Raw genomic sequence first — 24,938 nt, forward strand, 5'->3', positions numbered from 1 at the left:
TCAGTTCTCCTCTCCGATGAGTGCCTTGAGCATGCCCTGGTGGGCGGCCACCTGGGTGATGGAGTCGACGGGCTCGGCGTCCTCGATGTGGCGGTTGCCCTCGTACTCGCTGGAGAGGTAGCCGTCGTAGCCGATCTCATCCAGCACGGGAACGATCTCGTGGTAGGGGATGGAGTACTCGTGCCAGTAGTCGGTTCCCTCCGCCTGGTGCATCTCGTAGAACTTGGCGTGGATGTGCTTGATGAACTCGGCGTGCTCGCGCAGGCAGTCCACCGGCTGGGCGATCATGTGGATGCCGTTGCGGGCCAGCCCCAGGGTGACGCCGTCGACCCCCTGCCGCTCCAGGCGGTCGAACAGGGCCTGGGTGTCGCCGTGGGAGTTGTAGGTGTCCACGATCTCGCGGGCCAGCTCCGAGTCGGCGCCGTCGCGCAGGGCCCGGTCGACGACGACGCGCGGCAGCTTATGGACGAAGATGCCCATGTCCGGCACGCAGCCGACGACGTCGGAGCCCACGCGCGCGGCGACCTCCAGATGCCGCTTGATCCAGTCGTCCTCGAAGGAGTATGGGGAGTGGACCTCCACACCCATCCACACGCCGTGGTCGCGCGCGTAGGGGGCGGCGGACTCGACGACCTCGGGCGGGGTGTTGACGATGATGCGGATGCCCTTGGCTCCGAGTTTGGCGGTGTGTCGGATGTCGCGCTTGAGAGAGTCGACCATCTCGTCGTGGTTGAGCAGGCGACCGCGGTAGCGCTTGGTGTCCAGGAACATGTCGTGGACGGTCGGGGTGGTGCCGTACTTGGCCATCAGGTCCTGCCACCAGGAGTAGAAGGAGTCAGGCAGGTCGGCCTGCCCGGGGAACGGGAAGCCGGGGATCATCTGTTCGCCTAGGGTTTCGATGCCAAGCGCGCCCTCCTTGGCGGCCGCGGCGACGCAGTCCTCGAGGTCCATGGTGCCGTGAACGTATTCGTGCTGGTATGAGTACAGGCTGACTCCGCGTTTGATCTGCGAGGTCATTGATGCGCTCCTCTCTGAGTGCGGGTTGCGGATGGGTCGGCCGGGAGCCGGCCGTGGTGCGGTTCGGCCCCGGCCCCGCGGTGGGGACCGGGGCCGAACCTGTTGCTGTCCGTCGGGCGAGCCGTGAGGCGGCGCCGGGACGGTGCGGCGTGTTATTTCGGAGGCGACGGCGTCGGCTCCATTGGGCCTGCGCGCCCGGCCGGCCGGGGGAGCGACGCCGTCGGGCCGTCAGTCGAAGTAGACGGGCTTGCCGCCCTGGGCCGCGGACTTGTAGATGCCGTCGAGGATCTCGGTGACGACGACCGCCTGGTCCGCGGTCACGTAGGGCTCGGTGTCGTTCAGGATGGCGTCGAGCCACAGGCCGGCCTCTAGGCCGCCCATGTAGGCGAAGCCGGTCTGGGCCTCGCCGGCGGCACCGGCGGAGAAGTAGGCTCCACCCTCGCCGAAGCCGGTGTTGACCTGCCTACCGCCCTCGATGGAGTTGACGTCGACGATCAGGTTGGCCGAGCCGGCCGGGTCCTGGATGGTCTCGGCACCGGCCTCGGTGCCCATGATGGTGATGCAGCCCTCGCGGGCGGCCTTGATGTTCAGGGCCCAGGAGGCCTCGACGAACAGGGAGGCGCCGTTCTTGAAGGTGACGAAGCCGAAGGCGGAGTCCTCGACCTCGTAGGTGGCCGGGTCCCATTCGCCGCCGATGTTGCCCTCGGGCTTGTCGGCCAGCTTGTAGTTAACCACGCCGGTGACGGAGGCGACGTCGTAGTTGTTCATCAGCCACAGGGCGACGTCGATGGAGTGACCGCCCAGGTCGATGAGCGGGCCGCCGCCCTGCTTGGTCTTGTCGGTGAACACGCCCCAGATCGGCACGCCGCGACGGCGGGTGGCGTGGGCCTTGGCGGCGTAGATCTCGCCGAACTTGCCCTCGTCGGCCAGGGCCTTGAGGAACTGGTACTCCTCGCGCTGGCGGTACTGGAAGCCGACGGTCAGCTTCTTGCCGGTGCGCTTGGCGGTGTCGCGCATCTTGCGGGCGTCCTCGCCGGTGACGGCCATGGGCTTCTCCACCATGACGTGCTTGCCGGCCTCCAGGGCGGCACAGGTGATCTCGCAGTGGTTCGCGTTCCAAGTGCACACGTGGATGACATCAATCGAGTCGTCGCTCACGAGGTCCTTGTAATCGGTGGTGGTGTAGGCGTCCGTGTTGCCCCACTGAGCCTTGCCGGCCTCGGCGCGCTCAATGTCGAAGTCGCAGAAGGCGACGATCTCGCACTTGTCCTTGTGCTGCGCCAGGCCCACCAGGTGCTTCTGGGTTCCGATGAATCCCAGGCCCACGATGCCGATGCGAAGCTTCTTGCTCATGTCTGAACTCCTGTGTTCGGGTTGAGCCCGCCGGCGGTGGCTGGGCCCGGCAGGATGCGTTCCCGCCTCACAGGATCGATTCAACTCGGCCGCCACAGCCGAACCCAAGCCCACACACGCACACTTGCGCCTCGTGCGTGCATAAGTGGCTACGGAAGGTGGGCATGCCCGCCCTCACCCGCGAGCAGCCTAGGTTTTCGTGGGCAGGAGTAAACACCGGACCAGCTCGCGATTGCGTTTCCCGGGGCGGCAGCGGAAAGCCGCAACGGCGGACACTCACCAAGCCCATTACGAGCACGAGGTACAAGGCCGTACCAATGGGTCAGGCCTACGCACGTACCGTCGACCCCCGCACGATCAACTCCGGAGTGAGCACAACCCGCTGGTGAACATGGAATCCGTCCCGATCCATCTCATCCAGGAGCAGGCGCACGGCCGCAGTCCCCATCTCCTGCCCCTTCATGGTGATGCTGGTCAGCGGCACTCGGCAGTCCCCCGCGGAGCTGTTGCGGTCGCAGCCCATGACGGCAATATCACCCGGAACCGCAATGCCCGCATCACACAGTCCCTCTACCAGTCCAGACGCGAGCGAGTCCGACACACCAATAATCCCGTCGGGGCGGGTTTCGGGGCCGCGGCCGGCGATTTGCTGTGCCACGGCCAAGCCGTCACCCTCTTTCACTCCACCGGCCATGATCTCCTCGAAGGAGGCGGCTCCGGCGGCTTCGCGCATCGCGCGGCGTACCCCCCTGCGTCGCAGCCGAACCGGTTGGTACTGCTCGTCACCGCCTGCCGCGAAAGCGATCCGCCTGCAACCAATATCCAGCATGTGCTGGACGGCCAGGTAGCCGACCTGTTCGTTGTCGACGACGACGGTGCACAGGTCCTCGTCCCCCTGGTCGTAGTTGATCAGTACCACGGGTATACCGCGCACCTTGAGCCGGGCCACATGCTCCGAGGAGTCCTGCATGGGTGCCAGAAGCAGTCCGGCGACCCTGGCCTCGTTGAAGGAGTCCACATTGCTCCCCTGGGCACCGAAGTCATCAGCGCTGTCCGCAAGCAACAGGTTATGGCCGGCCGCACGGGCCGCAGCCTGCGCTCCCCTAGCCACGTCAACGAACATGGAGTTCGAAAGGTTGATGACGACCAGCCCCAATGCGCCAGATCGGCCGGAGGCAAGCGTGCTGGCGTTGGCGTTGCGGACGAACCCGAGCTCATCGATCGCCGCCCGCACGCGCTCTATGGCTGCGGGGGACACGCGCTCGGGATGGTTGAGGACGTTCGACGCGGTACCAAGGGACACCCCGGCGCGATCCGCGACATCGCGCAGACGCGGCGACCGCTGCGTTCGCGTGGGCACCTCTAGAACACCTCCTCCCATCCCGAGCACGTCGGTCCGCATTATCCCTTCACAGCGCCCGCCGTCATCCCCTCCTGGATCTGTCGGTTGAAGAACGCGTACATGATCAGCGGCGGGATAGTGATCAGCAGGACATCCATGAACAGGAGGTTCCACTGGTTCAGGCCTTGAGATTGGTAATTGTACAGCGTGAGCTGAACCGTCTCGTTGCCGGCCCCGGGCAGGAAGTACAAGGCGTAGGTGAAGTCGTTGAAAACGGTCACCGCCTGCACCACGATCACCGTGACGATCGTCGACTTCAGCAGTGGAAAGATGACCCGGAAGAACAGGCGCAACGGACCAGCGCCGTCGATCACTGCCGCCTCGTCCAGTTCTCGCGGGATCGTCTCGACGAAGGCGCGGAACAGCAGGATGCAGAACGAGAGCCCGAAGGCCACGTGGACGGCGATCAGCCCCGCCAGGGTCTTGTACAGCCCTAGGCCATCCAGTACCCAGATGGTCGGGACGACGGCCGGTGGGATGATGAGCCCCATCATGACGAACAGATTGATGATGCCGTTCCACCGTGACTGGCGCCGCTGCAGGACGTAGCCGACCATCGCGCCCAGGATCACCTGGATCGCCACGGCAAGCACTGTTACGACGGCGGAGTTGACGAAGGCACGTATCAGCACGTAGTCCTGGGTGGCGATCACCGTTTTGAAGTTCTCCACGAAGGCCCACTGGGTGGGCAATGAGAACTCCAGCAGGGAGGCCTCCTTCTGCGTCTTCCCCGCGGTCAGCACAATGAAGACGAACGGGACGATGAAGACCACGACGCTGACAAGGATGGCGATGATCCCCGGGACCAACCCTTTGCGAGTACGCCGCCTTCCGGCGGATGCTGCGGTGACACTCATGATTGCTTGCCCTTCCTGTTCAGCCACGTGTTGAGGGGGATCACGATCACCGCAATGACGAGGAACAGCACGACGTTGCCCGCCGTCGACAGGCCGTAGAAGCCGGCCTGATACTGCTTGTAGATGACCGATGCGATCACGTCGGAAGAGAATCCGGGGCCGCCGCGGGTCATGGTCCAGATTAGGTCGAAGGACCTCAGCCCGCCGATGAGGGAGAGGATGATGACGGTGACCGTAGCCGGACGGCACAGCGGCAAGGTGATGTTCTTGAAAATCTGCCAGGCGCCGGCACCATCCACCTTCGCGGCCTCGACGAACTCGTGAGGGATGGCGACAATGCCGGAGATGTAGATGACCGTGGCCAGGCCAACCCCCTTCCAGACGTCGACACCGGCGACGGAGAAGAGCGCGAGGTTGGGATCGGTCAGCCAGCCGGGACCGTCAATTCCGACGAGGGCGAGGGCCCGGTTGACCAGGCCGTCCTGCGGATCGAGCAGCACCTTCCAGGTTACGCCGACCCCGATCGTAGATACGAGCACGGGGAAGAACACGACCGACCGCAGGTAGTTGCGGCCGAAGACCTGGGAGGTGAGGAGCACGGCGAGGGCGAGCCCGAGCACGACCTTTGTGCCTGAAGTGACGAAGGCGTAGATGAAGGTGTTGATGAAGCCCTTCACCAGGGAGGGCTCCTTGAAGAACTGGACGAAGTTGTCCAGTCCGATGAACTCCATGTCGAACAGAGTCCAGCGCGTTAGGGAGAAGTAGAACGAGGCGGCCGTCGGAACCAGGAAGAGAATGACGAAGAACAGCGCTGCGGGGATGTGGAAGTACAGCGGGTAGTACTTGTCCAGGCCCCGCCCCTTCTTCTTCATCTTCTTTAGATGAGTCTTGTTCTTCGAGGCGCCGCTCGACACCGTTGATGCAGTGATAGCAGTCATGATTCCTCCGAGTGAAGTGTGGGGACGGGGTTCTGCCCCGCCCCCACACAAGGCTCACGCGTCACCAGCCCTCGAGGCCCAGCTGCTGCGCTTGCTTCTCAACGTCCTGGTCATATAGGGCAGCGCCCTCGGACGCAGAAGAGATGCCTGAGCCCACCTGCACGGTGATCTGCTCGAGCGAGGGCCCCTTGATCGGCGAGAGGAACTCCAGCGCGAGGCCGGTGTTGCCCTCGTCGTAATAGGGGGTCATGTCATCGACCAACGAGGTGGCAGTCTCCGGTAGCTCGCAGCCGTCAATGACGAACGGACCGCCGACCGTGATCGCCGAGCCCATTACCGTGCAAGCTTCCGGCGTGGCCAGCCAGTCAAGGAGTTCGTAGGCGGCCTCAAGCTTCTCGCCCTCCGTGCTCTTGGGGATGTACATGCCGTTCGGCGTACCAATGGTCAGCGTGGTGTTGGCGGCGTCGTCCGCAGGAATCGCGAACACACCGAGCGAGGAGTCAGCGTCCGGATAGTTCTCACCAATGGCGGCGGATACATTCGAAGTCAACATCGGATAGTGGGCCGCCGTGCCCTCGGCGAGCATCTTGACGCCGTCGTCGTAGGTTGCGGAGGCGAAGTCGTCGTTCAGGTAGCCGGCGTCATAGACGTCCTGCAGGTGCTGGAAACCGGCGAAAGCGGGTTCGTCAGCGTACTTGGCCTTGTTGGCCGTGTAGTTTTCGGCCCAGTCGGGGTCTGCGGCCAGCACGTTGGCAGCGTCACCGAGGACCATGACCTGCGAGGTCCAGGTGTCGGAGTAGGTCTGTACAACCGGGGTGATACCGGCAGCGGCGATCTTCTCGTTGTTGTCGATGAACTCGTCCCAGGACTTGGGCACCTCAAGTCCAAGCTCGGAGTAGACATCCTTGTTGTAGATCATGCCGAAGGCAAAGGACGCCCCGACCGGCAGGCCGTACAGGCCGTTGTCGGTGGAGGCGGCCTGCGTCCAGTTGTCGTCGACCTTACTTGCCCACGCCTGATCGGACAGGTCCACGAGCGTGGAGTCGGGGCTCAATGCCTTCAACAACGAACCGGAGTTGTACCAGAACAGGTCGTTCATATCGCCAGTAGACAGACGCGTCTTGATCAGGTTGTCCCCCTCCGATCCCGAGGGGTGGGTCTCGTAGGAGATCTGAATGTCCTCATGGGAGGAGTTGAACGACTCCACCAGCGGATCCCACAGGGCGATCGATGAGGGGTCGGAGTCGATGTAGATGGAGAGCTCGGTCACGCCGTCGGCCGAGTCGCCTCCAGATCCGGAACCGCAGGCGCTGAGTCCAAGCGCCCCTGTGAGGGTGACGGCCGCTAGGACGGCCACGGACTTACGGATACTCATGTGGGTGTCCTCCATGTGTGGGTACCTCCGCCACTCCTCCATTGGAGTGGCGTGCGCCATGAAACTGAAGCGCTTCATTGCGAAGCAAGCATAAGCGCTGACCCACACAGCGTCAAGCACCAAGGCTCGCATCTACGTCAAAACGGTACAATTGCGGCGATTCAGCAGCACCGCAGAGGCTTTACACGATCGAACAACGCAACCAACAGCGCTCACACACCTCGTACACCACACCCCACTTGCGCCGAGAGTTCCGAAGCGCTTCAATATGTGCGGCAAGCCGACTAGGTTATGACACGCTGCGATGAGGCAACGACTCCCCGTGAGGTACAGATATGAGCTTCCCGCCAGCGCCGCATGGTGACTGCACCCCTGCGGCGCCAACCTGCGACTACGAGACGATCATCTCCCGCTCGCCACTGCCCATGATCGGGCTGGACGGCCCTGCTAAGACGTCTGCCGGACCCAAGCCACGAACCTGGCTCTATCCGCGCGCTCAGTTTGGCCGTGGAGCGCTACAGGCGCTGTTTTCAGAGAGTCGCCGAACCATGTGTCATGTCTCCTACCCGGAGACTGCTACTCCCCCGGCCTTGCGCGCCTTGTTCCGGCTGCGAGGACACGGGACCGCAGTCCTTGTCGACGCCACCGGCGTCGTCTCTGTGGAAGCAAGTAGCAGTTCGTCTGAGGCGACCGCATCCACGACGGCGGAGACTTCGTTCACGCCCCCGCCGCGCGTCAGGCACCTGAAACCCGGCACAACTTTGTGCTTCCACGGCGAGGAGGCGATTACCCTCGTCGTCGATGCGAAGGACGGTCAACCGCCAGCGATCTGTCTCGCCGCACCAGCCAGCCGCGGTCAAGAGGAGAGCAGCACAGTCCTCGGAGAACGACGCAACTCCCTTAGGGACATCCACGTCGAGACGCTACTGGAGGGGGATAAGCACTGGTATCCGGCCGACATTTTCTTCGGCGGTCAGGCGCCGCCACATGCGACGGGCGAGCCGGTCACCGAGGTCGAGCTGGCCCATGAAGATGGGGGATCACTATGGGTCGCGCCACTCCCCTTACTTGGGCATGTTGTCATCGATTGCCCACCCGGGGCCGAGCAACCGGTGCTGACGGCAGGCGAGTCACCCGCGGAGGCACTGGCCGGCACCGAGTGCGCTGAGTGCCATACCGATCTGAAACAGGTGGAGCCGGGACGTTGGGTCAGTAGGAACCGCCTGGGGCTACGGTACGTCCTCGTGGATGGCGCTACCGCATCACGTGTGCACGTGCGTGCCAGTTCTCGCACTTTCAGCCGGCGCGGAGCGTTCGCGTGCTCGGATGAGCGCCTGACCCGCATGTGGACAGTGGCGGCGACGACTCTGGGTACCTGCATGCAGACCCTCGTCGTCGACGGAATCAAGCGGGATCGCCTGCCATGGATGGCCGACAATGCCGCCGCAATTGGCCCGAACGCATATGCATTCGGTGATTCGCGTATCACCGCGAACGGCATTGCTGCCCTCTTCCTGCCGCAAAGTGGCTACGTGAACGGCATCGCCGATTACACACTGTGGGGAGTCATCGCACTCGCGCTCGACCTGGAGGCCTTCGACGATGAGGCGTTGCTGGCTGCGACCGCGCCGGAGTTGGACGAGGTCGTCACCTCGCTGCTGGCGATGACGAATAGCAATGGATTGCTGTACACCACCAAGGACGAGTCCTCCTTCCCCCATACGGGACCGGGAGCGGTCTTCCTGGACTGGGGCGTCGAGGTGGCCCCACAGCGCACACCGACGGCGTTCCAAGCCCTGTGGTACTGGGCGCTGCGAAGCGCGGTTCGGGTAGGCGCTCATCTGCGCAGTGCGGAAGCTCCGGACGCGCCTAGCGCAGGGCAACTTCATTCCTGGGAAGAGTGCGCCACGCGAGTTGCCCGGACGTTGAACAACGCGGCATGGGATCACAGCACCGGCGCATGGCGCGAATACGTTGACGGCGTCTCTCGGCCGACACCGTTGGCGAACACGCTAGCCACCCTGGCCGGGCTCACGCCGCTGCATGCGCCGGGCGTGGAAACGCAAATCCTGGCCACGTCGTCGGGAACCCCCTCGATGCGCGCCTGGGCGTTGCGCGCACTCGTGCAGCGCGGACTGCGACATCAGACGGTGGACGAGCTCGTGCGGATCTGGGGACCGCTGGTTGACGCCGGGGCGAGTACGTTCTGGGAAGAATTCCCCTCGGAGGGGGAGCAACCGACACAGATGTACGGGCGCCCCTTCGGCAAGAGCCTCTGCCACGGCTGGGCCGCAGGACCCGCTGATCTGCTCGTGCTGGCCATCCTGGGCGTGCAGGCCCTGGCACCAGGCTGGGAGGAGTTCACAGTGGACCCCCAGCTAGGGGAGCTCGAATGGGCTGCATGCGCCATCCCGACGGTGCACGGCGACGTGTGCGTCGTCGCGGAGCGGGGAAGGACGACGGTGGACGTGCCGGCGGGAACGGTGCTCGTTCGCGGCGCGGAGCGGTTCGTCGGACCGGCTCGAGCGATTTGGTAAACGGGCTCTTCCGGTTTGAGATTGGGGTGATGTCTGGGGTGTGTGGTCGTTTGCGGTTCGGCCGACTGGCCCGTGTCTGCTTGGACCGTCCCAGACGGTCCAACTAGAGGAACGCAGTCAAACTGGGGATTCGGGGGCCAGGTTTAGGTGCGGGCGCCGGCCCGGCTGGCCTCCCCGGCGCCGGCCAGCGCACCGGGCGCCGGGCAGGACCGCGAGTCCCCCCAGGCGGACGCAAACCGGCTCTTCCAGCTCCGGGGTTTGTGGTGTTGCATTCCGGGGCGGCCTCGGGTGGAGGGGTGGGGGCCTGTCCACCCACGGCCCACCGCTGGCGCTCGTTCCCGTGCGTGGCGGCACAAAGTGTCCAGGATCGGCATAAACAGCCCCGACGTTGCCCGCGGCCATGGGCAGAACGTTGGAATCATGCGGTTTCAGAAACGGCCCCAGCGGTCGCCGACAGCCTTAGTGCCGAAATCGGACATTCCGTCCCCGACGGGGCACCCGGGCACACACCACCCACCCCCGCGCCGGTAAACGTCAGCACCCGGCCAAAGGCACTTTTCCGGAGCATTCCTTCAAGAGCATCCTGGACAAACAGGATCTCGATCAAGCAGGTGCCTGGTGACGCAACCGAGCAGATGGCAACGCTGCACACTCAAGAAGTCCAACTCCCACCAAAACTCGCATGATCCTGCGGTTTCACCCATCGGGTCCGGAGCTGCGGAAAGGCTCCGGTGTGCAACGAGGTCCCCGTTGCACACCGGAGCACTGTAACCGAAATTCGGCCGGTCCGTCATTTCCGCACAATACCGATGAAAAACCAGAACTGAACAAGTTTGTCCTCGCAGTTCCAGTGTGCAGCCCCTACGCGCCCACTCCAACCACACCCATCCCGGATATAGCCTCCGCCACATCAACCGACGTCGGCACGTAACTTCTACCGACCTCGGTGGAGGGGACTGGAGGGGCTAGCGGAGGTGGACGGGGCCGAGGAGGCCGTGGGGGACGCTCGGGTGTTCCACCGCCCAGGGGCCAGTCATGTAGGCGTCGGCCGCGAGGGTGGCGTTGCGCAGCGTCGTGCGCACCTCGACCTCAATGATCGGCTCGCGGCCCGCGGCCACGGCCGCCGACAGCGCGCCCCCGATCGCGATTGTCGCAGCGTCGCGCAGCACCGGCCCGAAGACCCGGTCGCCCACCCGCACCACGGCGCTGCCGCCCAGCTCCCCAAGCGTCATCACCGCATCCGCGAGCGCAGCCCGGCCAGCGTCGCCGCCACTGCCCACTTCCACACGTGCCCGGTACAGGCCGGTGCCGGAGACGTCCTTCAGCGCCGCGATGTCGCGCCAGTCGCCGGGGCCCTGCCCGGGCAGGACGATGGTGCGGGGCCCGGCGGGCTCCTCGGAGATGACGGTCAGGCTCCAGTCCGTCAGCACGAACTCCTCGCCGCCGGCACCGACGCGGGCGGTGGCCGCCGAACCTCCGGGCAATGCGGCGCCGCCCGCGCCATACGCATCCGCTGCGCCGCCCACGGCCCCGGTTCCGATCACCGCCCCGGCCACCGCACGGGAGCCGGCTTCACCCGCTGCGGCGCCTGCTGTGTCGCCACTCCCCGCGGTCGCGGCGGCCGCCACTGCGCCCTCCCCCGCGGGCACGACCCGCAACATCACCAAGCCGAGCGGCTCCAGGCAGGCCTCCACCCGCGTACGCCCGCCGGCCACCTCGGCACCCACACGCGTGATCTCGCCGGCGTCCAGGTCCAGGACCTCCACGCGCCCGGCCCCCTCGATCTCCAGCGGCAGTGCCACCGCCTGCGCGGCGGGGTTGTAGACGAGCACGTAGCGGCCCTCGACGGCGTCACGCACCTGGGTCAGCAGCACCGGCCCGGTCCAGGCCACGCGGGGCCGCACCCCGAGTGCCGCGAGCGCGCCGGGCACCTCCGCCCAGGCGTCCACCCGCTTCACGCGCGGTCCCGCGAGCGCGGAGGCGATCGCCTCACGGACGGCCGCGCCGGCGTCGGCGCCGCCCCAACCGGCATCCCCGGTGGGCGGCCGGCCGACGAGCACAATCGCCAGTCCCTCCGCGGCGGCGCACGCCAGCCCACGGGCCGCATCCGACGGGATCGCGCCGCCCTGAAGCGCGGCATCCAGCACCAGTGCCCGGTAGGCGGGCCCCTCCGGGAAGAGCACGACTCGCCCCGCTTCGAGGCCGACGACACCTGCCTCGGCCAGGCCGACCGGGTCGAGTATCTGCACGTTGTAGCCGGCGCGCTCCAGGGGCTCCGCGTCGATGAGCCGGTCGGGGGCGGTCGCGTCGGCCTCGGCGTTGCCGCGGGCGGCGGTGGTCAGGAAGCCGTCCCGGTAGACGGCCACGTCCGCTCGGGGCGTGCCGGTCTCCAGCACCGCGGTGCCGCGCGCCCAGTAGTCGGTCAGTCCCTTCCAGTGCGGCCACTGGGGGAAGTGCCGGTGGTTCCAGGACTCGGAGACGATGGTGCCGAAGCGGCCCCGGGTGGGCCAGGGCGCCTCGGGGTCCTGGGCGGCGAAGCCGTGCACGAAGGGCTTGGTGACGCCGACGGCCCACTCCTTGTCCAGCATGTGCCGGTAGTCGGCCAGGGAGAAGTCGTAGCACTTGTCCATCTGGGCGCCGAGCTCGGTGGACACGCGCGCGGCCCCGCCCTGGTGGGCGCCGGCCACGCAGCTGCGCTGCCAGTCCAGGGCGAAGCGCCAGTTCGGGTGGTCCATGTTGATGGGCGCGCGGTCCCCGGAGTTCAGGGACTCCACCTCCGCGCGCCCGCCGCAGCGCACCAGCTCCCGGAAGGAGCGGACCGGTTCCAGGTTCTGCCCGTAGGCGGCCTGCGCCTTGTGCCGCATGCCGTGCCCGACGGCCCAGTCCTGGATGAGGGCCAGGTGGTCGGTGACGTACAGGTCGGTGACGGTGCGGTTGTAGTCCGTGCGCACGCGCCGCCCCAGCGAGGTCGGGGCGCCGTCGGGATCGGCGGAGTCGAAGTCGGGGCGCGGCGGCGTCTCGGGCACCCAGTACCGGCACTGGCCGTGGGCGATCAGGAGCGGCAGGTAGCGGGTGGGGTCGTAGCCGCGCCGGGCCTGGAAGCGCTCACGCAGTTCCGGGCTCCAGAACAGGCAGTCGGCGTTCAGTTCCAGGGAGTCCTCGAACAGCTCAGTGGCGGTAGACCCCTCCGCCCTCAGTGCGGCCGCACCCGCCTGCCCGAGCTGGTGCTCATCCAGGTAGGCCAGGGCGGCGCGAGCGGCGGCGGCGTCCAGGAAGCTGGTCACCCCCTGCTCGCTGTCGCGGCTCCAGAAGGCCATAAGCGCCCACTGCCCCGGCCCGGGCTCCCAGTCGACGACGGCGCCGGTCCCCTCACCGCGCACCTGCCCGGTCAGGTCGGTCAGGGTGGTCTCGTCCAGCAGGGTGGAGTGCTCGGGCTCGATGATCTTGGTGGGCTTGCCCCAAGGGTTGCCGGAGTCCACCACCCGCGGTGGTGTGCCGCGTCGGACCACCCGGGCGGAGACGACGGCGACCAGCTTCCCGCCGCGCGCCAGCTCCGCGTCGTCGAAGGGTGCGGGCACGGGGGTGGTGACCGCGCCCCGGCCACCACCGGGCCCATGAATCTCGGCGGCGGCCCGGCCGGCGTCGCCCCGGGCATCCGCCCGGCCCTCGCCCTCAACCCACCTCACCCCGTACTGGAGCTCCTGGGCGGCGTAGGCGGTGCCGCGGGTGGTGTTGGGGGTTTGCAGCGGCCAGGCGGCGCCGAGCGTCATGGCCACGCCCACCCCCAGGTGCCGTGCCTCGGCCAGGACGGCGGCCAGCGCCTCACGCTGGGCGGCGTCGGCCCAGAAGCCGGGCGAGAAGGCGATCTCCACCTCCCCGAAGCCGGCGGCGGCGATGGCCCGCAGCTCCTCGAGCAGTTCCTCAACCGGAACCGGCTGCTGCCACCACCAGCGGATGCCGGGCCGGTCGGTCATCTCCGGGGTGGCGAAGCGCGCCCGGGTCAGGGCGACGCGAGTGGCGGGTCGGCGCAGGTCGGCGGGCGCGGTCATTGTTTGCTCCTGGCTGTGACGTGCGGCCCTTACAGGGCCCGGTAGCGGAAGTCGGTGATGCGGACGCTGCCGGGTCCGGCGGCGAAGACGGCGGGCCGCAGCGAGACCAGGTCGTTCGCGGTGTTGGCGTGGTAGCCGGAGCACTCCAGGGTGAGCGGGTAGTGGGTCCACTCCGTCTGCCCGGGGCTGCGGTAGTACATCTGCACGATGTGCTCGCGCTTCTCCAGGGCGAGTTCCAGGGCGCGGGTGCCCTCCGGCAGCGGCTGACTCCCCCAGGTGCGGGTCCCGCCGGTCCACGCCTGCAGGCGCCCGGCGGCCAGTTCCAGTCCGAGGAAGAGCCGGTGGTTGAAGAACAGCAGCAGGCCCGCCGTCGTCCCGGGGGTCTCCGAGCCGCCGGACGTGCCCGGTTCACCGCCGGAGCCCTCCGCGGCTCCGGTCTGCGGGCCGCCGTCCTCTCCCGCCCGGGCTGCGTCCAGCAGTTCGATGCCGGCCTCCACCCGGTAGGAGCGGTCGGGGGCGCGCACGGTCATGGGTGAGGCCGACTCCGGGTCCTGGCCCTTCCCGGCCAGCACCAGGCCCGCCTCGGTGAAGGCGGCGCGGGCGGTCTCGTCGACACCCGGCCGGTCGAAGGTCCAGCGCCAGCCCCAGGCCGGGGCGTGGAAGTCGTCGGACAGGGCGACGCCGTGGGGCCGCTGCTGGCTGCCGCCGCCGGGCAGGGGCAGGGGCGCGGTGAGGTCGCCGCCGCGGGCGACGGGCCAGCCGTCGTCGGTCCAGTCGACCGGTTCCAGCAGGATCTGCCGACCCAGCCCCTGCGCGCCCCGCTCGTAGGCGTGGTAGATGACGTACCACTGCCCGCCGGGTCCCTCCAGCAGGGTGCCGTGGCCCCGGGACCACCAGGGCTGGGCGGCGTCGGTGCAGCGCACCAGCGGGTTGGTGGGCATGTTCTCCCAGGGGCCGTCGATGCTGCGGGAGCGGGCCACGATGACCATGTGCCCGGTGGCCGGGCCGGCGGTGCCGCCGACGGCGGAGACCAGGTAGTGCCAGCCGTCCCGCTGCACGTGCTTGGGGCCCTCCAGGGAGTAGGCCTCCACCACCCAGTCATCCGGGTAGTGCCAGCCGTCGTAGACGTGCTCCACCTCGCCGACGGTTCCCAGGCCGTCGGAGGTGAGCCGGACCCGGTCGATGCCGTTCAAAAACAGGTAGCGTTCGCCGTCCTCGCCCACGGCGTGCCCGGGGTCGATGTAGCCGCGCAGGCCCAGGTCGATGGGCCCGTGCCAGGTCCCCTCGATGTCGTCGGTCCACATCACCGCGATGGTGGGGGCGTCCACGCGCGACCAGGAGGTGGGCATGAAGGGGATGTACATGTAGTAGCGGCCGGCGTGTTCAACCAGGTCGATGGCGAAGACGCTGCCCCAGGGCTCCGGGCAGGCGGGGCCGACCGGTTCCCAGTCCACCAGGTTCTCCGAGCGCCACAGCACGATGCCGGGGCTGGACTCGAAGGAGGAGTAGGTCAGGTAGTACCGGTCCCCCACCCGCAGGACGGTGGGGTCGGGGTAGTCCCCACCCATGACGGGGTTGCGGTAGGTGCCGTCGCCGAGGTTGGCGCGGCGCTGGTTCTCGATGCCACGCCCCCAGGCGGGGGCGGCGGACGGGATGCCTGTGGTGGTCATTTGGTTACTCCGGTGGTGCGACGGCGGTTGTGTACAGCGTGCGGGTGGTCGGGGGAGGTGGGGTGAGCTCAGCGCAGCACGTCGCCGATGAAGGCGGCGAAGTGGGCGCAGGTGGCCTTGGCGGTGGGCAGACCGGGCACGGACAGGTGCCCGTGGGTCTCCCCCGGCACGGTGTGCTGCTCCACATCGACGCCCGCCTGGGCGAGTTGCTCGGCGAAGCGCTCCCCGGAGGCGCGCAGTTCGTCGGCCTCGCAGTTCTCGATGTAGGTGCGCGGGTAGCCGGTCAGGGACTCGGCGTTCCCGGGCATGGCGTAGTCGAAGTGCTCGACGCCGGTCAGTTCCGGCCCCAGCAGCTGGGCCATCAGGGCGTCGTTCTCACCCTCGGGGCCGAGCAGCACCGGCGGCAGGGTGGACAGGACGGCGGCGAGCTCGACGGAGGGCCCCGGCAGCGGGTAGTGGACCAGCGGGTAGGCGAGGAAGACGCCGGCGGGGGCCTGTCCGGCGTCGCGGCCGTGCAGGCCGACGGAGGCCGCCAGGCAGGCTCCGGCGCTGCCACCGCCGACCGCCACCCTGGCCGGGTCGGTGGGCAGTCCGTGCCCGCTGGCGCGCACCCACTGGTAGGCGGCCCAGCAGTCGTCGTGTGGCACCGGGTGGGTGACGCCGTCGACGGCGAGCCGGTAGTCGACGCTGACGACGGGCAGCCCGGTGGCGTCGGCGAGGCGGGCGGCGGTGTGGTCGGCCTCGGCGGTGTCCAGGTCGCCGAAGATGAAGGCGCCCCCGTGGATCCAGACGACGGCGCCGCGGCGGCCGGCGGCGTCGGGGGCGGCGAGCTCGTGCGGGGTGTACACGCGCACGGGCACGTCCCCGTGCGGGCCGGGGGCGGCAGCGTCCCGGCGGGCCACCTCGGGCAGGTCGACGGGCTCGACGGGTAGGTCGTAGCGGTCCGCCTGAGCCATCACCGCCGGCGTCCACTCCGGGCCGCGCTGGGGCAGGCCGTCCAGGACGTGAATCCGCTCGCCGTGGATGCCGGCGACGCGGCCGACCTTCTCGGGGCTCTCGGTGACGACGACGGGGTCGTCGGGTGAGTTGAAGCGCATGGGTCGTACCTCCTCGTACGTGCTTGCAGGTGCTTGTGCGCGGGGTCAGTCGGTGACGGTCAGCAGTAGGGGATCGGCGTCGGGGTCGTCCCCGAGGCGGATCTCGAAGTCGCCGGGCTCGACGCGCCAGCCCTCCCCGTCGTCGCCGAACAGCGCCAGATGGCTGCGGTCCAGCCGGAAGGAGACCGCTTGGCTGCCGCCGGCGGGGACGGCGACGCGCTGGAAGCCGGCGAGCCTGCGCACGGCGGGGGCGAGCGAGGCGAGCACGTCGCGGGTGAACAGCAGTACCACGTCCTCACCGTCCCGCTCCCCGGTGTTGGCGACGGCGGCCGTGACCTCCACGGCGGCGCCGGCGTCGAGCTCCGCCCGGGAGATGGTGGTGCGGGAAAGGGCGGCGTCGCGGTAGGCGAAGCTCGTGTAGGACAGGCCGTGGCCGAAGTGGAAGCGGGGGCCGAGCGGCAGGTCGCGGTACTTGGAGGTGAAGAACTCCTGGAGGTTGGCGGGGCCGTCCAGGCCCATGTCGAAGACGGGCTTGACCATCTCCCCGCCGCGGGTGGCGGGGCGGCCGGTGTTCTCGTGGGCGTCGTAGGTGGCCGGGAGCTGCCCGGAGTGACGGGGGAAGCCGATGGGCAGGCGACCGGAGGGGTTGACGGCGCCGGTGAGGACGTCGGCGATGACCTCCGGGCCGGTGGTGCCCAGGTGCCAGGCGGCCAGGACGGCACCCGGCTCCTCGATCCAGTCCTCCACGACCAGCGGGCGCCCGGCCACGAGCACCACGGCCAGGGGCGTACCGGTGGCGGCGACGGCGTGGACGAGGGCGGCCTGGTCGCCGGGCAGGTGCAGGTCGGCGCGGGAGGTGGCCTCGCCGGTGAGTTGGCTGGGTTCGTCCAGGGCGAGGATCACCAGGTCGGCGTCGGCGGCGGCCGCGGCGACGGCGTCGACCTCCTCCCCGGTGACGCCGAGCGGGTCCTGCCCACCCAGCACCGTCAGCTCGGGGGCGGGCGTGCCGGCGTCGGCGGCGCGGGCCTCCAGGGCCGCGGCCAGCGCGTCCGCGAGTGAGCGGGTGGGTGGGGCGGCGAAGTGCTGCACCCAGGCGCCCAGGTGGTCGGTGTGGGTGGCGGCCGGGCCGGCCAGCAGGATGCGGCGGGCGGTGGGGGCGATCGGTAGGGAACCGTCGTTGGTGAGCAGCACAGGGCACTTCTCGGCGGCGGCGCGGGCGGAGGCCAGGTGCTGCGGGGTGGGGGCCGTGATCTCGGCGGCGGGGTCCGTGTAGGGGTTCTCGAACAGGCCGAGGGCCAGCTTGAGGGCCAGGACGCGGCGGACGGCGTCGTCGACGCGCGCCACCAGGGCCGGGTCGCCCCCGTCCAGGAGGGCGGGGTGGTCGGGGCGGGCGTCCGGGTCGTGCAGGTGCCCGCCCATTTCGATGTCGAGCCCGGCGGAAAGCGACATGCGGGCGGCGTCGGGCAGGTCGGCGGCCACCCCGTGGGGGATGAGGTTCTCCACGCCGGAGGCGTCGCCGACGATGGCGCCGGTGAAGCCGAGCTCGTCCTTGAGGAGGCCGGTGAGCAGGCGGCGGTTGGCGTGCACCGGGCGGCCGTTCACGGTGTTGAAGGAGGCCATGACGGAGCCGACACCGGCGTCCACGCAGGCGGCGAAGGGCGGCAGGTACACGGAGTGGAGCCGCTGGCCGGACATGTCCACGGTGTTGTAGTCACGGCCGCCCTCGGCGGCGCCGTAACCGATGAAGTGCTTGGCGGTGGCCACCATGGTGTCGGGCTCGTCCAGGCGCTCGTGCTGGTAGCCCGCAACCATGGCGGCGCCGAGTTCGGCGGTCAGCAGGGGGTCCTCGCCGAAGCCCTCGGCGACTCGCCCCCAGCGCGGGTCGCGGGCGACGTCCACCATGGGCGAGTAGGTCCAGGTGACGCCGCCGGAGCGGGCCTCGGCGGCGGAGACGGCGGCGCAGGAGCGGGCGACGGCGGTGGAGAAGGAGGCGCCCATGGCCAGCGGGGTGGGGAAGATGGTGCGCTGGCCGTGGATAACGTCCAGGCCGATGAGCAGGGGGATGCCGTGCGGGGTCTCCTCCACCGCGGCGCGCTGGATCGCATTGGTATCCACCGCGTTGCCGGGCCAGAACAGGGCGCCGATACCGGCACGCGCCGCCTCCAGACACTCCTCGGTGGTCATCTTGAAGGTGACCTGCACCTGCGCCAGCTTCTCCTCCCAGGTAAGGGACGCGAGGATGGACTCGATGCGCTCGCGCTGGGCGTCGGTGAGCTGTGCGGCGGGGCTCTTTGGGCTGGTGGCTGGGTGGTTGGCGGCGGGGGCGGCGGTCACGGGAGGGCTCCTCGTTGAGCGGGTTAGCGGGTGGATGGTCGTGCGGCGTTGACTGGGTCGGGCGGGCGCAGGAGGGTGCCGGCCCTGCGGCCGATCATCCGCCTGCACCCGCCCGCGGCGTAATTAGATCTCGCCGCGTTCCTCGGCGGCGCGCTCGGCCGCCTCGGCGAGGCGCTCGGCCTCGTCTCGGCTTACCCCCTCGGCGAGGGCCTCGGCCCGGGCGGCACGCTTGACCTCGAGCTCGGCGGAGATCTTGGCCATCGTCTTCGTGTCCAGCTTCCAGAACAGGAGCGGGACAAAGGCGAGGAAGGCCATGATGGCCGGCACCAGGTTAGCGGCGATGTTGATGCCGGTTAGCGCGCTGGCGCTCTGCACCTCAAGGGCCCCGTCATAGCCGAACCAGCCCATGATGTACAGGGCGGCGGCGCCACCGATCGCGTTGGCGAACTTGGTGGACAGTGAGACGGTCGCGTAGGAGGTGCCGTCGGCGCGGACGCCGGTCTTGTGCTCGTAGTAGTCGACGGCGTCCGGCACCATGGACAGGGCGATCGGCGCCGCGAAGCCTGACAGGCCGTAAAGGAACTGCAGCACGAGGAGTACCGTGAGGTTCGTCTGCCCGAAGAAGAAGATGAGCAGGAGGAAAATGCCTCCCGAGAGTACCGACGCCATCATCATGTTGCGCTTACCCAGCTTGAGTGCGAACGGCGGCAAAGTGACGCTGCCAATGATGGTGCCGATTCGGAAGGCGAGCATGACCCCCGCCATCAGGAGCGGGCTGCCCAGGATCCAGCGGCAGTAGTAGAACATGATGCCGATGCGACCGAAGAGGCCGAAGAGCTGGAACAGCAGCGCGAAGAAGACGACCATGAGCTGACCGTTGGTGACGACCGCCTTCACGGTCCGGGTGAAGGGAACCTTCTGCTGCTCGGCCGTCATGGTGATGCGCTCGCGAACGTTGAGGCCCGTGATGAGGAAGGCAGGCAACGCGATAACGGCGAATATGAGCATCGTCAGGAAGTAGGAGCGGTTGTCGAAGCCACGGTCCTTGGCAGCATCGGAGGCTACTAGGGAAACCAGGAGGAAGGGTGTGGCCACGTCCAGGATCAGCCCGGCGGCTTGGGAACCGATATTGCGAATCCAGTTGAGGGTGACGCGCTCACCAGAATCCGTGGTCATGACACCCGCCAGTGAGCCGTAGGACATGTTGGCGACGGTGTAGAAGAAGCACAGGAGCACGTAGGCGATACCCGCCCAGGCGATCTTGGCGCCGTTGCCGCCGTGGAACGGCATCCAGAAGGCCAGAATCATCGTGATGGACAGCAACGGGGCGCCGAAGATCACGTAGGGGCGGAAGCGACCCCAGCGACTCTTCGTACGCTCGGCCACGTAGCCGAAGGCGAGGTCCTGGATGCCGTCCAGAACACGGGCGACGAGCAGAATATTCGCCGCCGCTGCCGCTGGGATGAGCGCGATGTCGGTATAGAAGGTGATGAGGTAGTTACCGACGGTCGTCCAGATGAATTGGGAGCCGAACTCGGCGAAGCCATAGGAGATCTTCTCCTTGAGGGGGACCTGGGCCCCCGTCTTGGCGGGTGCCGCAGACTGCGTCGTCATGACGGGCCTTTCTGTGATGCGAAGTGCGGGCTGCTCTGCCCGGAACTCCCGAGGCCAGGGACTGCGACGTCCGCACCTCGTTGCGTTCTGCGCTACAGTCAACGCGGGGCAGCCGCGGGCGACAAGCACACCGCCCCCTCCTTCCGCACTGCCCGTGCATAAGGTGGAGCCTTCGACACTCACACGACCATCCCGCTCACAGCCCCGACGCAGTAGCTGCCATACCCACGGTAAACAAACCCTCAGCACATTGACAGCCAGGTATTGGGGTCACATCGACCGCCTTCAAGTTTCGCACGATTGAGGCATAAGTCGCGGCATCGTTGCCATCATTCCGGTTGACGCATACGAAAGTGGGACGGACACTGCCTGTGTGACACCTCGAGACAGCCAGCACGAAGGCGTGCAGCCGCCCGACACCTCAGCGCCAGCCCGGGGTACAAAGACGAGCACACCAGTCCCGCTCCGCGCCCCCTCCTTCGCCCACGTCTCCCAACTGGCGGAGCTCATCGCCGAGGCACGCCAGTATCCTCAAGGCGTCTCCCGTGCTGACCTGTCCGAGACCCTGACGCTGGGCCGGAACGCCGTCGACCGGCGACTCAAGACCGCCGTCGAGCTCGGGCTGCTCGCTCCCGCCGGCCGGGGCGTGTCAACCGGCGGGCGCGCCCCGGAGATGTGGCGCTTCAATCCGTCCGCGGCCACAATCCTGGTCCTGTCGATCTCCTACCGTTCCAGCACCGCGGCACTGACGGACTTGAGCGGTGCGATTCTCGATCGGATCAGCTGGGAGGAGGGCATTCTCAGCGATCCGCAGACAGTCACCCGGCACGCCCTGGAGCATCTGACCGCACTGCGCAACCGCCACCCCGAGCTTCCACCTACCTGGGGCGTGGGCGCCTGCATCCCGACGGCCGTGGACTTTCGCGATGGGAGTCTGATCGCCCCGGCTACGGCCAGGACCGGCGGCGCCTCCGACACCCTTAGCTGGACCGGCTTCCCGCTGCGCAGCCGACTGGCACAGGCGCTGGACCTGCCGGTCTGGGTCGACGACGAGGTCAATGTCCTGGCGCTGGCCGCCGCGAAGCGCATCGGCGCCCCGCAGGACCTTTTGTATGTCCGCCTCAGCCTGGGGCTCGGCATGGGCATCGTCTCCCGCGGGCAGGTGCACCGCGGCGCCGCAGCGGCCTCCGGGGAGATCGCCCACATCCAGATGACGGGATCGGGGGGACGCGCCTGCCGCTGCGGACGCAAGGGGTGCCTGGAGACGACGCTCTCCGGCGGCGCCATGGAGGAGGCGGCCGTGACCCCACAGGCCCTGAAGCGCTCCTCCTACCTGCGCCGACTCGACGAATCCGGAGGCATCCGCTGCGAACACGTCTTCCGCGGCGCGGCGGAGGGCGACCCCGTGTGCATGCGACTGCTGACCGAGGCCGCGGACCGACTCTCCGTGGTGCTGGCGGTACTGACCACCACATACAACCCCGGGGAGGTCGTGTTGGGCGGCGGCGTGGCCGAGGCCGGCGAGTTCTTCTCCCGCGCGGTCGGTCAGGCTCTGCGCCGTCGCGTCCTGCCGGCCACCTCCGAGCGCCTGCGCGTGCGCATGGGCAACACGGACGATGCGCTGAAGGGTGCGTGCCGCATGGTCACCGATCGCCTCCTGTCCGCCCACGTCATGCACATCTGGCTGCCCCACGGCACCCCCGTAGGCGTGCAGGAGCTGGTCACCCACCGCCGCCAGGACGCGTGACCCCCTCCCAGTTCCAACCGCCACCCCAGTTCCAGCCCCCCATTCACCGAGACCGGCACCAGTAACACACCGAGACCGCGAGCTGTCACGAACCACACCGACCCGGCCTCGCGGCTGCCGACCCGCGCCAATCGGACTATGCGCGCCACCTGCTACGCCCATGGCCCCGGTGCGCGTCCCCCCGCTTCTTTGTCGAACATCCGCCGAACACCGCCTCCCTTGTCAACTTGCCTGAGCCTCCGTAGGTTCAACATCCGGGCAAACATGACGATGCTCACACTCGAGAACCGCCGATCTCATCCGAGATGAACGTTGTCGAACAGCTCGACCCGAGGGCGAAGATGTGGAATACTTTCCACATCGGCAGTTCGCCACGACGACGAGCGGCCCAACGTAAACCTGGGCAGAGGATCTAACTCACCCCGTTCCCTGACAAGCCCCCGAGGAGGCCAAGATGGTCATCAAATCAAAACTCTACGCAGCGGTTGCAGCCTTAACCCTGTGCTTCGGGCTCACCGCAATGACCGCCGCTCCGGCACAGGCTAACACACTCTCGGACTCGGAGTACCTCACTACTAGCTCAATCGGTTTCCGCCGAGGATCCAATGTCTGCACACACTCCTATTCGACTTTCTGGGTACCTGGCTACTCCGAAACAGTCTGGTTTCAATCTCACTGGAACAGCGGAGGAAAACACTATCACCGTATTCGCGTCGTATACACAACCGTGGCAACTTGGACACCTTTGAGACAATCCACTAATACAGTTTATCTCACCGTTCAGTGCTAAGCAGTAGTGTTTTTCACACAACATCCTGTCTGCAACACATCACAGGTGGTGCTGCAGTGCACCCAGCGCAGAGGCTCGACAAAGTCGGTGTGTGGTTAGGGGGTTGTTAGGAGTCTGATGGCTTTGCTGGGTTTGCGTGTCATGGCCCGGTTGGCTGAGGCGATGCCGGTGGTGGTGGTGGGGTCGTGGTAGGTGGTGCGGATTAGGCTGATGGCCAGGTTGCGTAGGATGGCCATGACCTGGGGTCCGGAGCCGGTGCGCAGCTGGTGGCGGTCCTCGTCATAGGTCACGTCCCGTATCCAGTGGACGCGGTTTTCGATGCCCCAGTGTCCGCGTATCCAGGCGGCAACAGTCTCGGGCTGAGCGTCCTCCATCGGAACAGAGCAGATGAGGTAGACGACCTGTGTGGTGCGCCTGGACTGGAGTGCTGGGTGTTTTTTGGACTCTTGGTTGTTGTGTGTTTGTCAGGCTGCTTTCGGGGTGGCGGCCTGCAATAGTTCGCGTTCGAACTGGTTGGGTGTGCGGTACCCGATCGCCGAATGCAGACGCCTTTGATCATAGGTCAATTCGATCCACGCCGCCACATCCCTTAGCGCCTTGCTCCGGGTGAGGTAGACCATACGGGCTCTTCCGGTTTGAGGGTGTGGTGGTGGGGTAGTGCGGGCGCGCGTGTCGGGGTGGTGGGTGTGGGTCGAGGTCCCCGATAATTGGTGGTTGCTAGACACTACCGATCACAGAGACCTCGACATTACCGAGGCTACCTTCACCGCCCCTGATCTTGCTAGTTTCCTGGAACTGGACGCCCTGGGGCTGACCGTGACCGGTCAGCGGATAACGCCTGACGAGGCGCTGGTGGAGTGCCGCCTGCAAGCCCAGGGGCTCGGCAAAGTTGTTGGCTGGATGGTGGGTTGTTAGGGGTTTTCGGCGTGTTGGTGCGGGTGCGGCGCGACCCGCCGGTGACGATAGGTGGTGCTAAATCAACATCATCACGGAAGGTCGCGCCGCTGTGCCATCATCCCCCACTTCTGCCTTGTCGCGCCAGCCCCTGACCGGAGTGTTCAAGAGTGTTCCCGACCCCCGGTGCCGGCGCGGGGTTCGCCACCGCCTGGACGCTGTGCTTGCTTTGGCGGCGGTGGGGGTGCTGGCCGGGTGCCGGACCCTGCTGGCGATCTGGGAGCACGCCCGCGACCTTGAACCCCGAGAGCTGGCCGACCTGGGGCTACCGCAAGACCGGGGGCTGCCGTCGGAGCCCCGCGATCCGCCGCACCCTTGCCAGCCTGGACGCCGACGATCTGGACACTCGTATCACCTCGTGGATGCTCACCCGCACCGGCACCATCGACGGACGCAGGGTGATAGCAGTGGACGGGTGAGACCATGCGCGGCGCCCGCAGCAACAGCAGCGGAGACGGGAATGGCGGTGATGGTGGTGGTGGTGCGCCGCACCTGCTGTCCGCCCTTGACCAGGGCACCGGGGCGGTGGTGGCTCAGCAGCGCGTGGCCGACAAGACCAGTGAGATACCCGCCCTAAGAGACCTGCTGGCACCCCACGACCTGGCCGGCGCCGTGGTCACTGCTGACGCACTGCACACCCAGACCGGCACGGCCGAGTGGATCATCTCCCACGGCGCCGACTACCTGCTGACCGTCAAGAACAACCAGCCCGGTCTGCGAGCGAAGCTCAAGGCCCTGCCCTGGAAGGGCGTCCCCGCCGTCACCGGGGTGGACACCTCCCATGGGCGGCGGGTACGCCGCACCATCAAAGCCGTACAAGCACCCAAGTGGGTCGAGTTTCCCGGCGCCGCCCAAGTACTACAGATACGCCGCACCCGCACCACCCACACCCGTACCGGCACCACCAAGCGCACCACCGAGGTCGTCTACCTGATCTGCTCCATACCCATGACCGACGCCCAGCCCGAGCAGATCGCCGCCTGGACCCGCGGACACTGGGGCATCGAAAACCGTGTTCACTGGGTACGTGACGTGACCTATGATTTGCTTCAGCGTTCGTGTCCGGTTCTGGGCTGAGGATCAGACCGCATGGGTAGGGTCTTCGTGACACCTTGAGGAGGGTGCGCGATGAGCAGTGATGCTGGCACGACGAGGGGTTGGGGGGCGCCGGGCCAAGGTGTTCTTGTCGCCTTCGCCCAAGTAT

Annotated in this window: 17 protein-coding genes and 2 pseudogenes; 6 read left to right on the forward strand and 13 right to left on the reverse strand. The window is 67.6% G+C overall.

Features of this window, described 5'->3' with window-relative positions:
• The 6 genes from C3B71_RS13325 to C3B71_RS13350 all read right to left on the reverse strand — a co-directional run bounded on the left by C3B71_RS13325 (position 1) and on the right by C3B71_RS13350 (position 6,942).
• Positions 1 to 1,017, reverse strand: coding sequence for a sugar phosphate isomerase/epimerase family protein (locus tag C3B71_RS13325; protein WP_108968712.1), 1,017 nt, complete (start codon positions 1,015 to 1,017; stop codon positions 1 to 3).
• A gap of 228 nt (positions 1,018 to 1,245) precedes the next feature.
• Positions 1,246 to 2,370, reverse strand: coding sequence for a Gfo/Idh/MocA family protein (locus tag C3B71_RS13330; RefSeq protein WP_108968714.1), 1,125 nt, complete (start codon positions 2,368 to 2,370; stop codon positions 1,246 to 1,248).
• A gap of 328 nt (positions 2,371 to 2,698) precedes the next feature.
• Positions 2,699 to 3,772, reverse strand: a complete 1,074-nt coding sequence (locus C3B71_RS13335; protein ID WP_325048207.1) for a LacI family DNA-binding transcriptional regulator — start codon at positions 3,770 to 3,772, stop codon at positions 2,699 to 2,701.
• On the reverse strand, positions 3,772 to 4,629 hold the full coding sequence (locus tag C3B71_RS13340) for a carbohydrate ABC transporter permease (protein WP_108968716.1): 858 nt from the start codon (positions 4,627 to 4,629) through the stop codon (positions 3,772 to 3,774). The genes C3B71_RS13335 and C3B71_RS13340 overlap by 1 nt, the downstream gene beginning before the upstream one ends.
• Complete coding sequence (locus tag C3B71_RS13345; protein ID WP_108968718.1) at positions 4,626 to 5,567, reverse strand: carbohydrate ABC transporter permease; 942 nt, start codon at positions 5,565 to 5,567, stop codon at positions 4,626 to 4,628. Before C3B71_RS13345 ends, C3B71_RS13340 begins: the two co-directional genes overlap by 4 nt.
• Positions 5,568 to 5,628: 61 nt before the next feature.
• Positions 5,629 to 6,942: an ABC transporter substrate-binding protein gene (locus tag C3B71_RS13350; RefSeq protein ID WP_199912517.1), complete on the reverse strand. Its 1,314-nt coding sequence runs from the start codon at positions 6,940 to 6,942 to the stop codon at positions 5,629 to 5,631.
• 590 nt (positions 6,943 to 7,532) lie between these two features.
• On the opposite strand from C3B71_RS13350, the gene C3B71_RS13355 reads away from it, so the two are divergent.
• Positions 7,533 to 9,479 (forward strand): alpha-L-rhamnosidase-related protein, encoded by a 1,947-nt coding sequence (locus C3B71_RS13355; protein ID WP_159097711.1) that lies wholly within the window; start codon positions 7,533 to 7,535, stop codon positions 9,477 to 9,479.
• A gap of 965 nt (positions 9,480 to 10,444) precedes the next feature.
• Here C3B71_RS13355 and C3B71_RS13360 read toward each other — a convergent pair.
• From C3B71_RS13360 to C3B71_RS13380, 5 genes are all read right to left on the reverse strand, one after another.
• Positions 10,445 to 13,528 (reverse strand): glycosyl hydrolase, encoded by a 3,084-nt coding sequence (locus C3B71_RS13360; RefSeq protein ID WP_108968725.1) that lies wholly within the window; start codon positions 13,526 to 13,528, stop codon positions 10,445 to 10,447.
• 29 nt (positions 13,529 to 13,557) lie between these two features.
• A complete protein-coding gene (locus C3B71_RS13365) occupies positions 13,558 to 15,198 on the reverse strand; it encodes a family 43 glycosylhydrolase (protein ID WP_108968727.1) in 1,641 nt (546 codons plus the stop codon).
• A 68-nt stretch (positions 15,199 to 15,266) separates the two neighbouring features.
• Positions 15,267 to 16,295, reverse strand: a complete 1,029-nt coding sequence (locus C3B71_RS13370) for an alpha/beta hydrolase (protein WP_108968729.1) — start codon at positions 16,293 to 16,295, stop codon at positions 15,267 to 15,269.
• A 45-nt stretch (positions 16,296 to 16,340) separates the two neighbouring features.
• Complete coding sequence (locus C3B71_RS13375; RefSeq protein ID WP_199912519.1) at positions 16,341 to 18,629, reverse strand: glycoside hydrolase family 3 N-terminal domain-containing protein; 2,289 nt, start codon at positions 18,627 to 18,629, stop codon at positions 16,341 to 16,343.
• Positions 18,630 to 18,752: 123 nt separating this feature from the next.
• Positions 18,753 to 20,243 carry an MFS transporter gene (locus C3B71_RS13380; RefSeq protein WP_108968731.1) on the reverse strand — a complete coding sequence of 497 codons (1,491 nt, stop codon included), beginning with the start codon at positions 20,241 to 20,243 and terminating at the stop codon, positions 18,753 to 18,755.
• A gap of 373 nt (positions 20,244 to 20,616) precedes the next feature.
• Between C3B71_RS13380 and C3B71_RS13385 the strand changes: the two genes are divergently transcribed.
• Complete coding sequence (locus C3B71_RS13385) at positions 20,617 to 21,990, forward strand: ROK family protein (protein WP_146752424.1); 1,374 nt, start codon at positions 20,617 to 20,619, stop codon at positions 21,988 to 21,990.
• An 885-nt stretch (positions 21,991 to 22,875) separates the two neighbouring features.
• Here the strand turns inward: C3B71_RS13385 and C3B71_RS13390 are convergent.
• Together C3B71_RS13390 and C3B71_RS13395 are read right to left on the reverse strand one after the other, a co-directional pair.
• A pseudogene (locus C3B71_RS13390) lies at positions 22,876 to 23,205 on the reverse strand (ISAs1 family transposase); the annotation flags it as partial.
• A 39-nt stretch (positions 23,206 to 23,244) separates the two neighbouring features.
• Positions 23,245 to 23,400 carry an integrase gene (locus C3B71_RS13395; RefSeq protein ID WP_108968738.1) on the reverse strand — a complete coding sequence of 52 codons (156 nt, stop codon included), beginning with the start codon at positions 23,398 to 23,400 and terminating at the stop codon, positions 23,245 to 23,247.
• A gap of 94 nt (positions 23,401 to 23,494) precedes the next feature.
• Here C3B71_RS13395 and C3B71_RS13400 point away from each other — a divergent pair, with 94 nt between their 5' ends.
• The 4 genes and pseudogenes from C3B71_RS13400 (at position 23,495) to C3B71_RS13410 (ending at position 24,811) form a co-directional block, all read left to right on the forward strand.
• Positions 23,495 to 23,695 carry a hypothetical protein gene (locus C3B71_RS13400; protein ID WP_146752423.1) on the forward strand — a complete coding sequence of 67 codons (201 nt, stop codon included), beginning with the start codon at positions 23,495 to 23,497 and terminating at the stop codon, positions 23,693 to 23,695.
• A 199-nt stretch (positions 23,696 to 23,894) separates the two neighbouring features.
• Positions 23,895 to 23,969, forward strand: a pseudogene (locus tag C3B71_RS16580) (hypothetical protein); the annotation flags it as partial.
• Between the two features lies 1 nt (position 23,970).
• Positions 23,971 to 24,153: a hypothetical protein gene (locus tag C3B71_RS16585; RefSeq protein WP_234416333.1), complete on the forward strand. Its 183-nt coding sequence runs from the start codon at positions 23,971 to 23,973 to the stop codon at positions 24,151 to 24,153.
• 4 nt (positions 24,154 to 24,157) lie between these two features.
• On the forward strand, positions 24,158 to 24,811 hold the full coding sequence (locus tag C3B71_RS13410) for an ISAs1 family transposase (protein ID WP_234415928.1): 654 nt from the start codon (positions 24,158 to 24,160) through the stop codon (positions 24,809 to 24,811).
• Positions 24,812 to 24,938 lie beyond the last annotated feature (127 nt).

Origin of the sequence: Actinomyces sp. Z16, assembly GCF_003111765.1 — a bacterium.
Classification (GTDB): Bacteria; Actinomycetota; Actinomycetes; order Actinomycetales; family Actinomycetaceae; genus Actinomyces; species Actinomyces glycerinitolerans.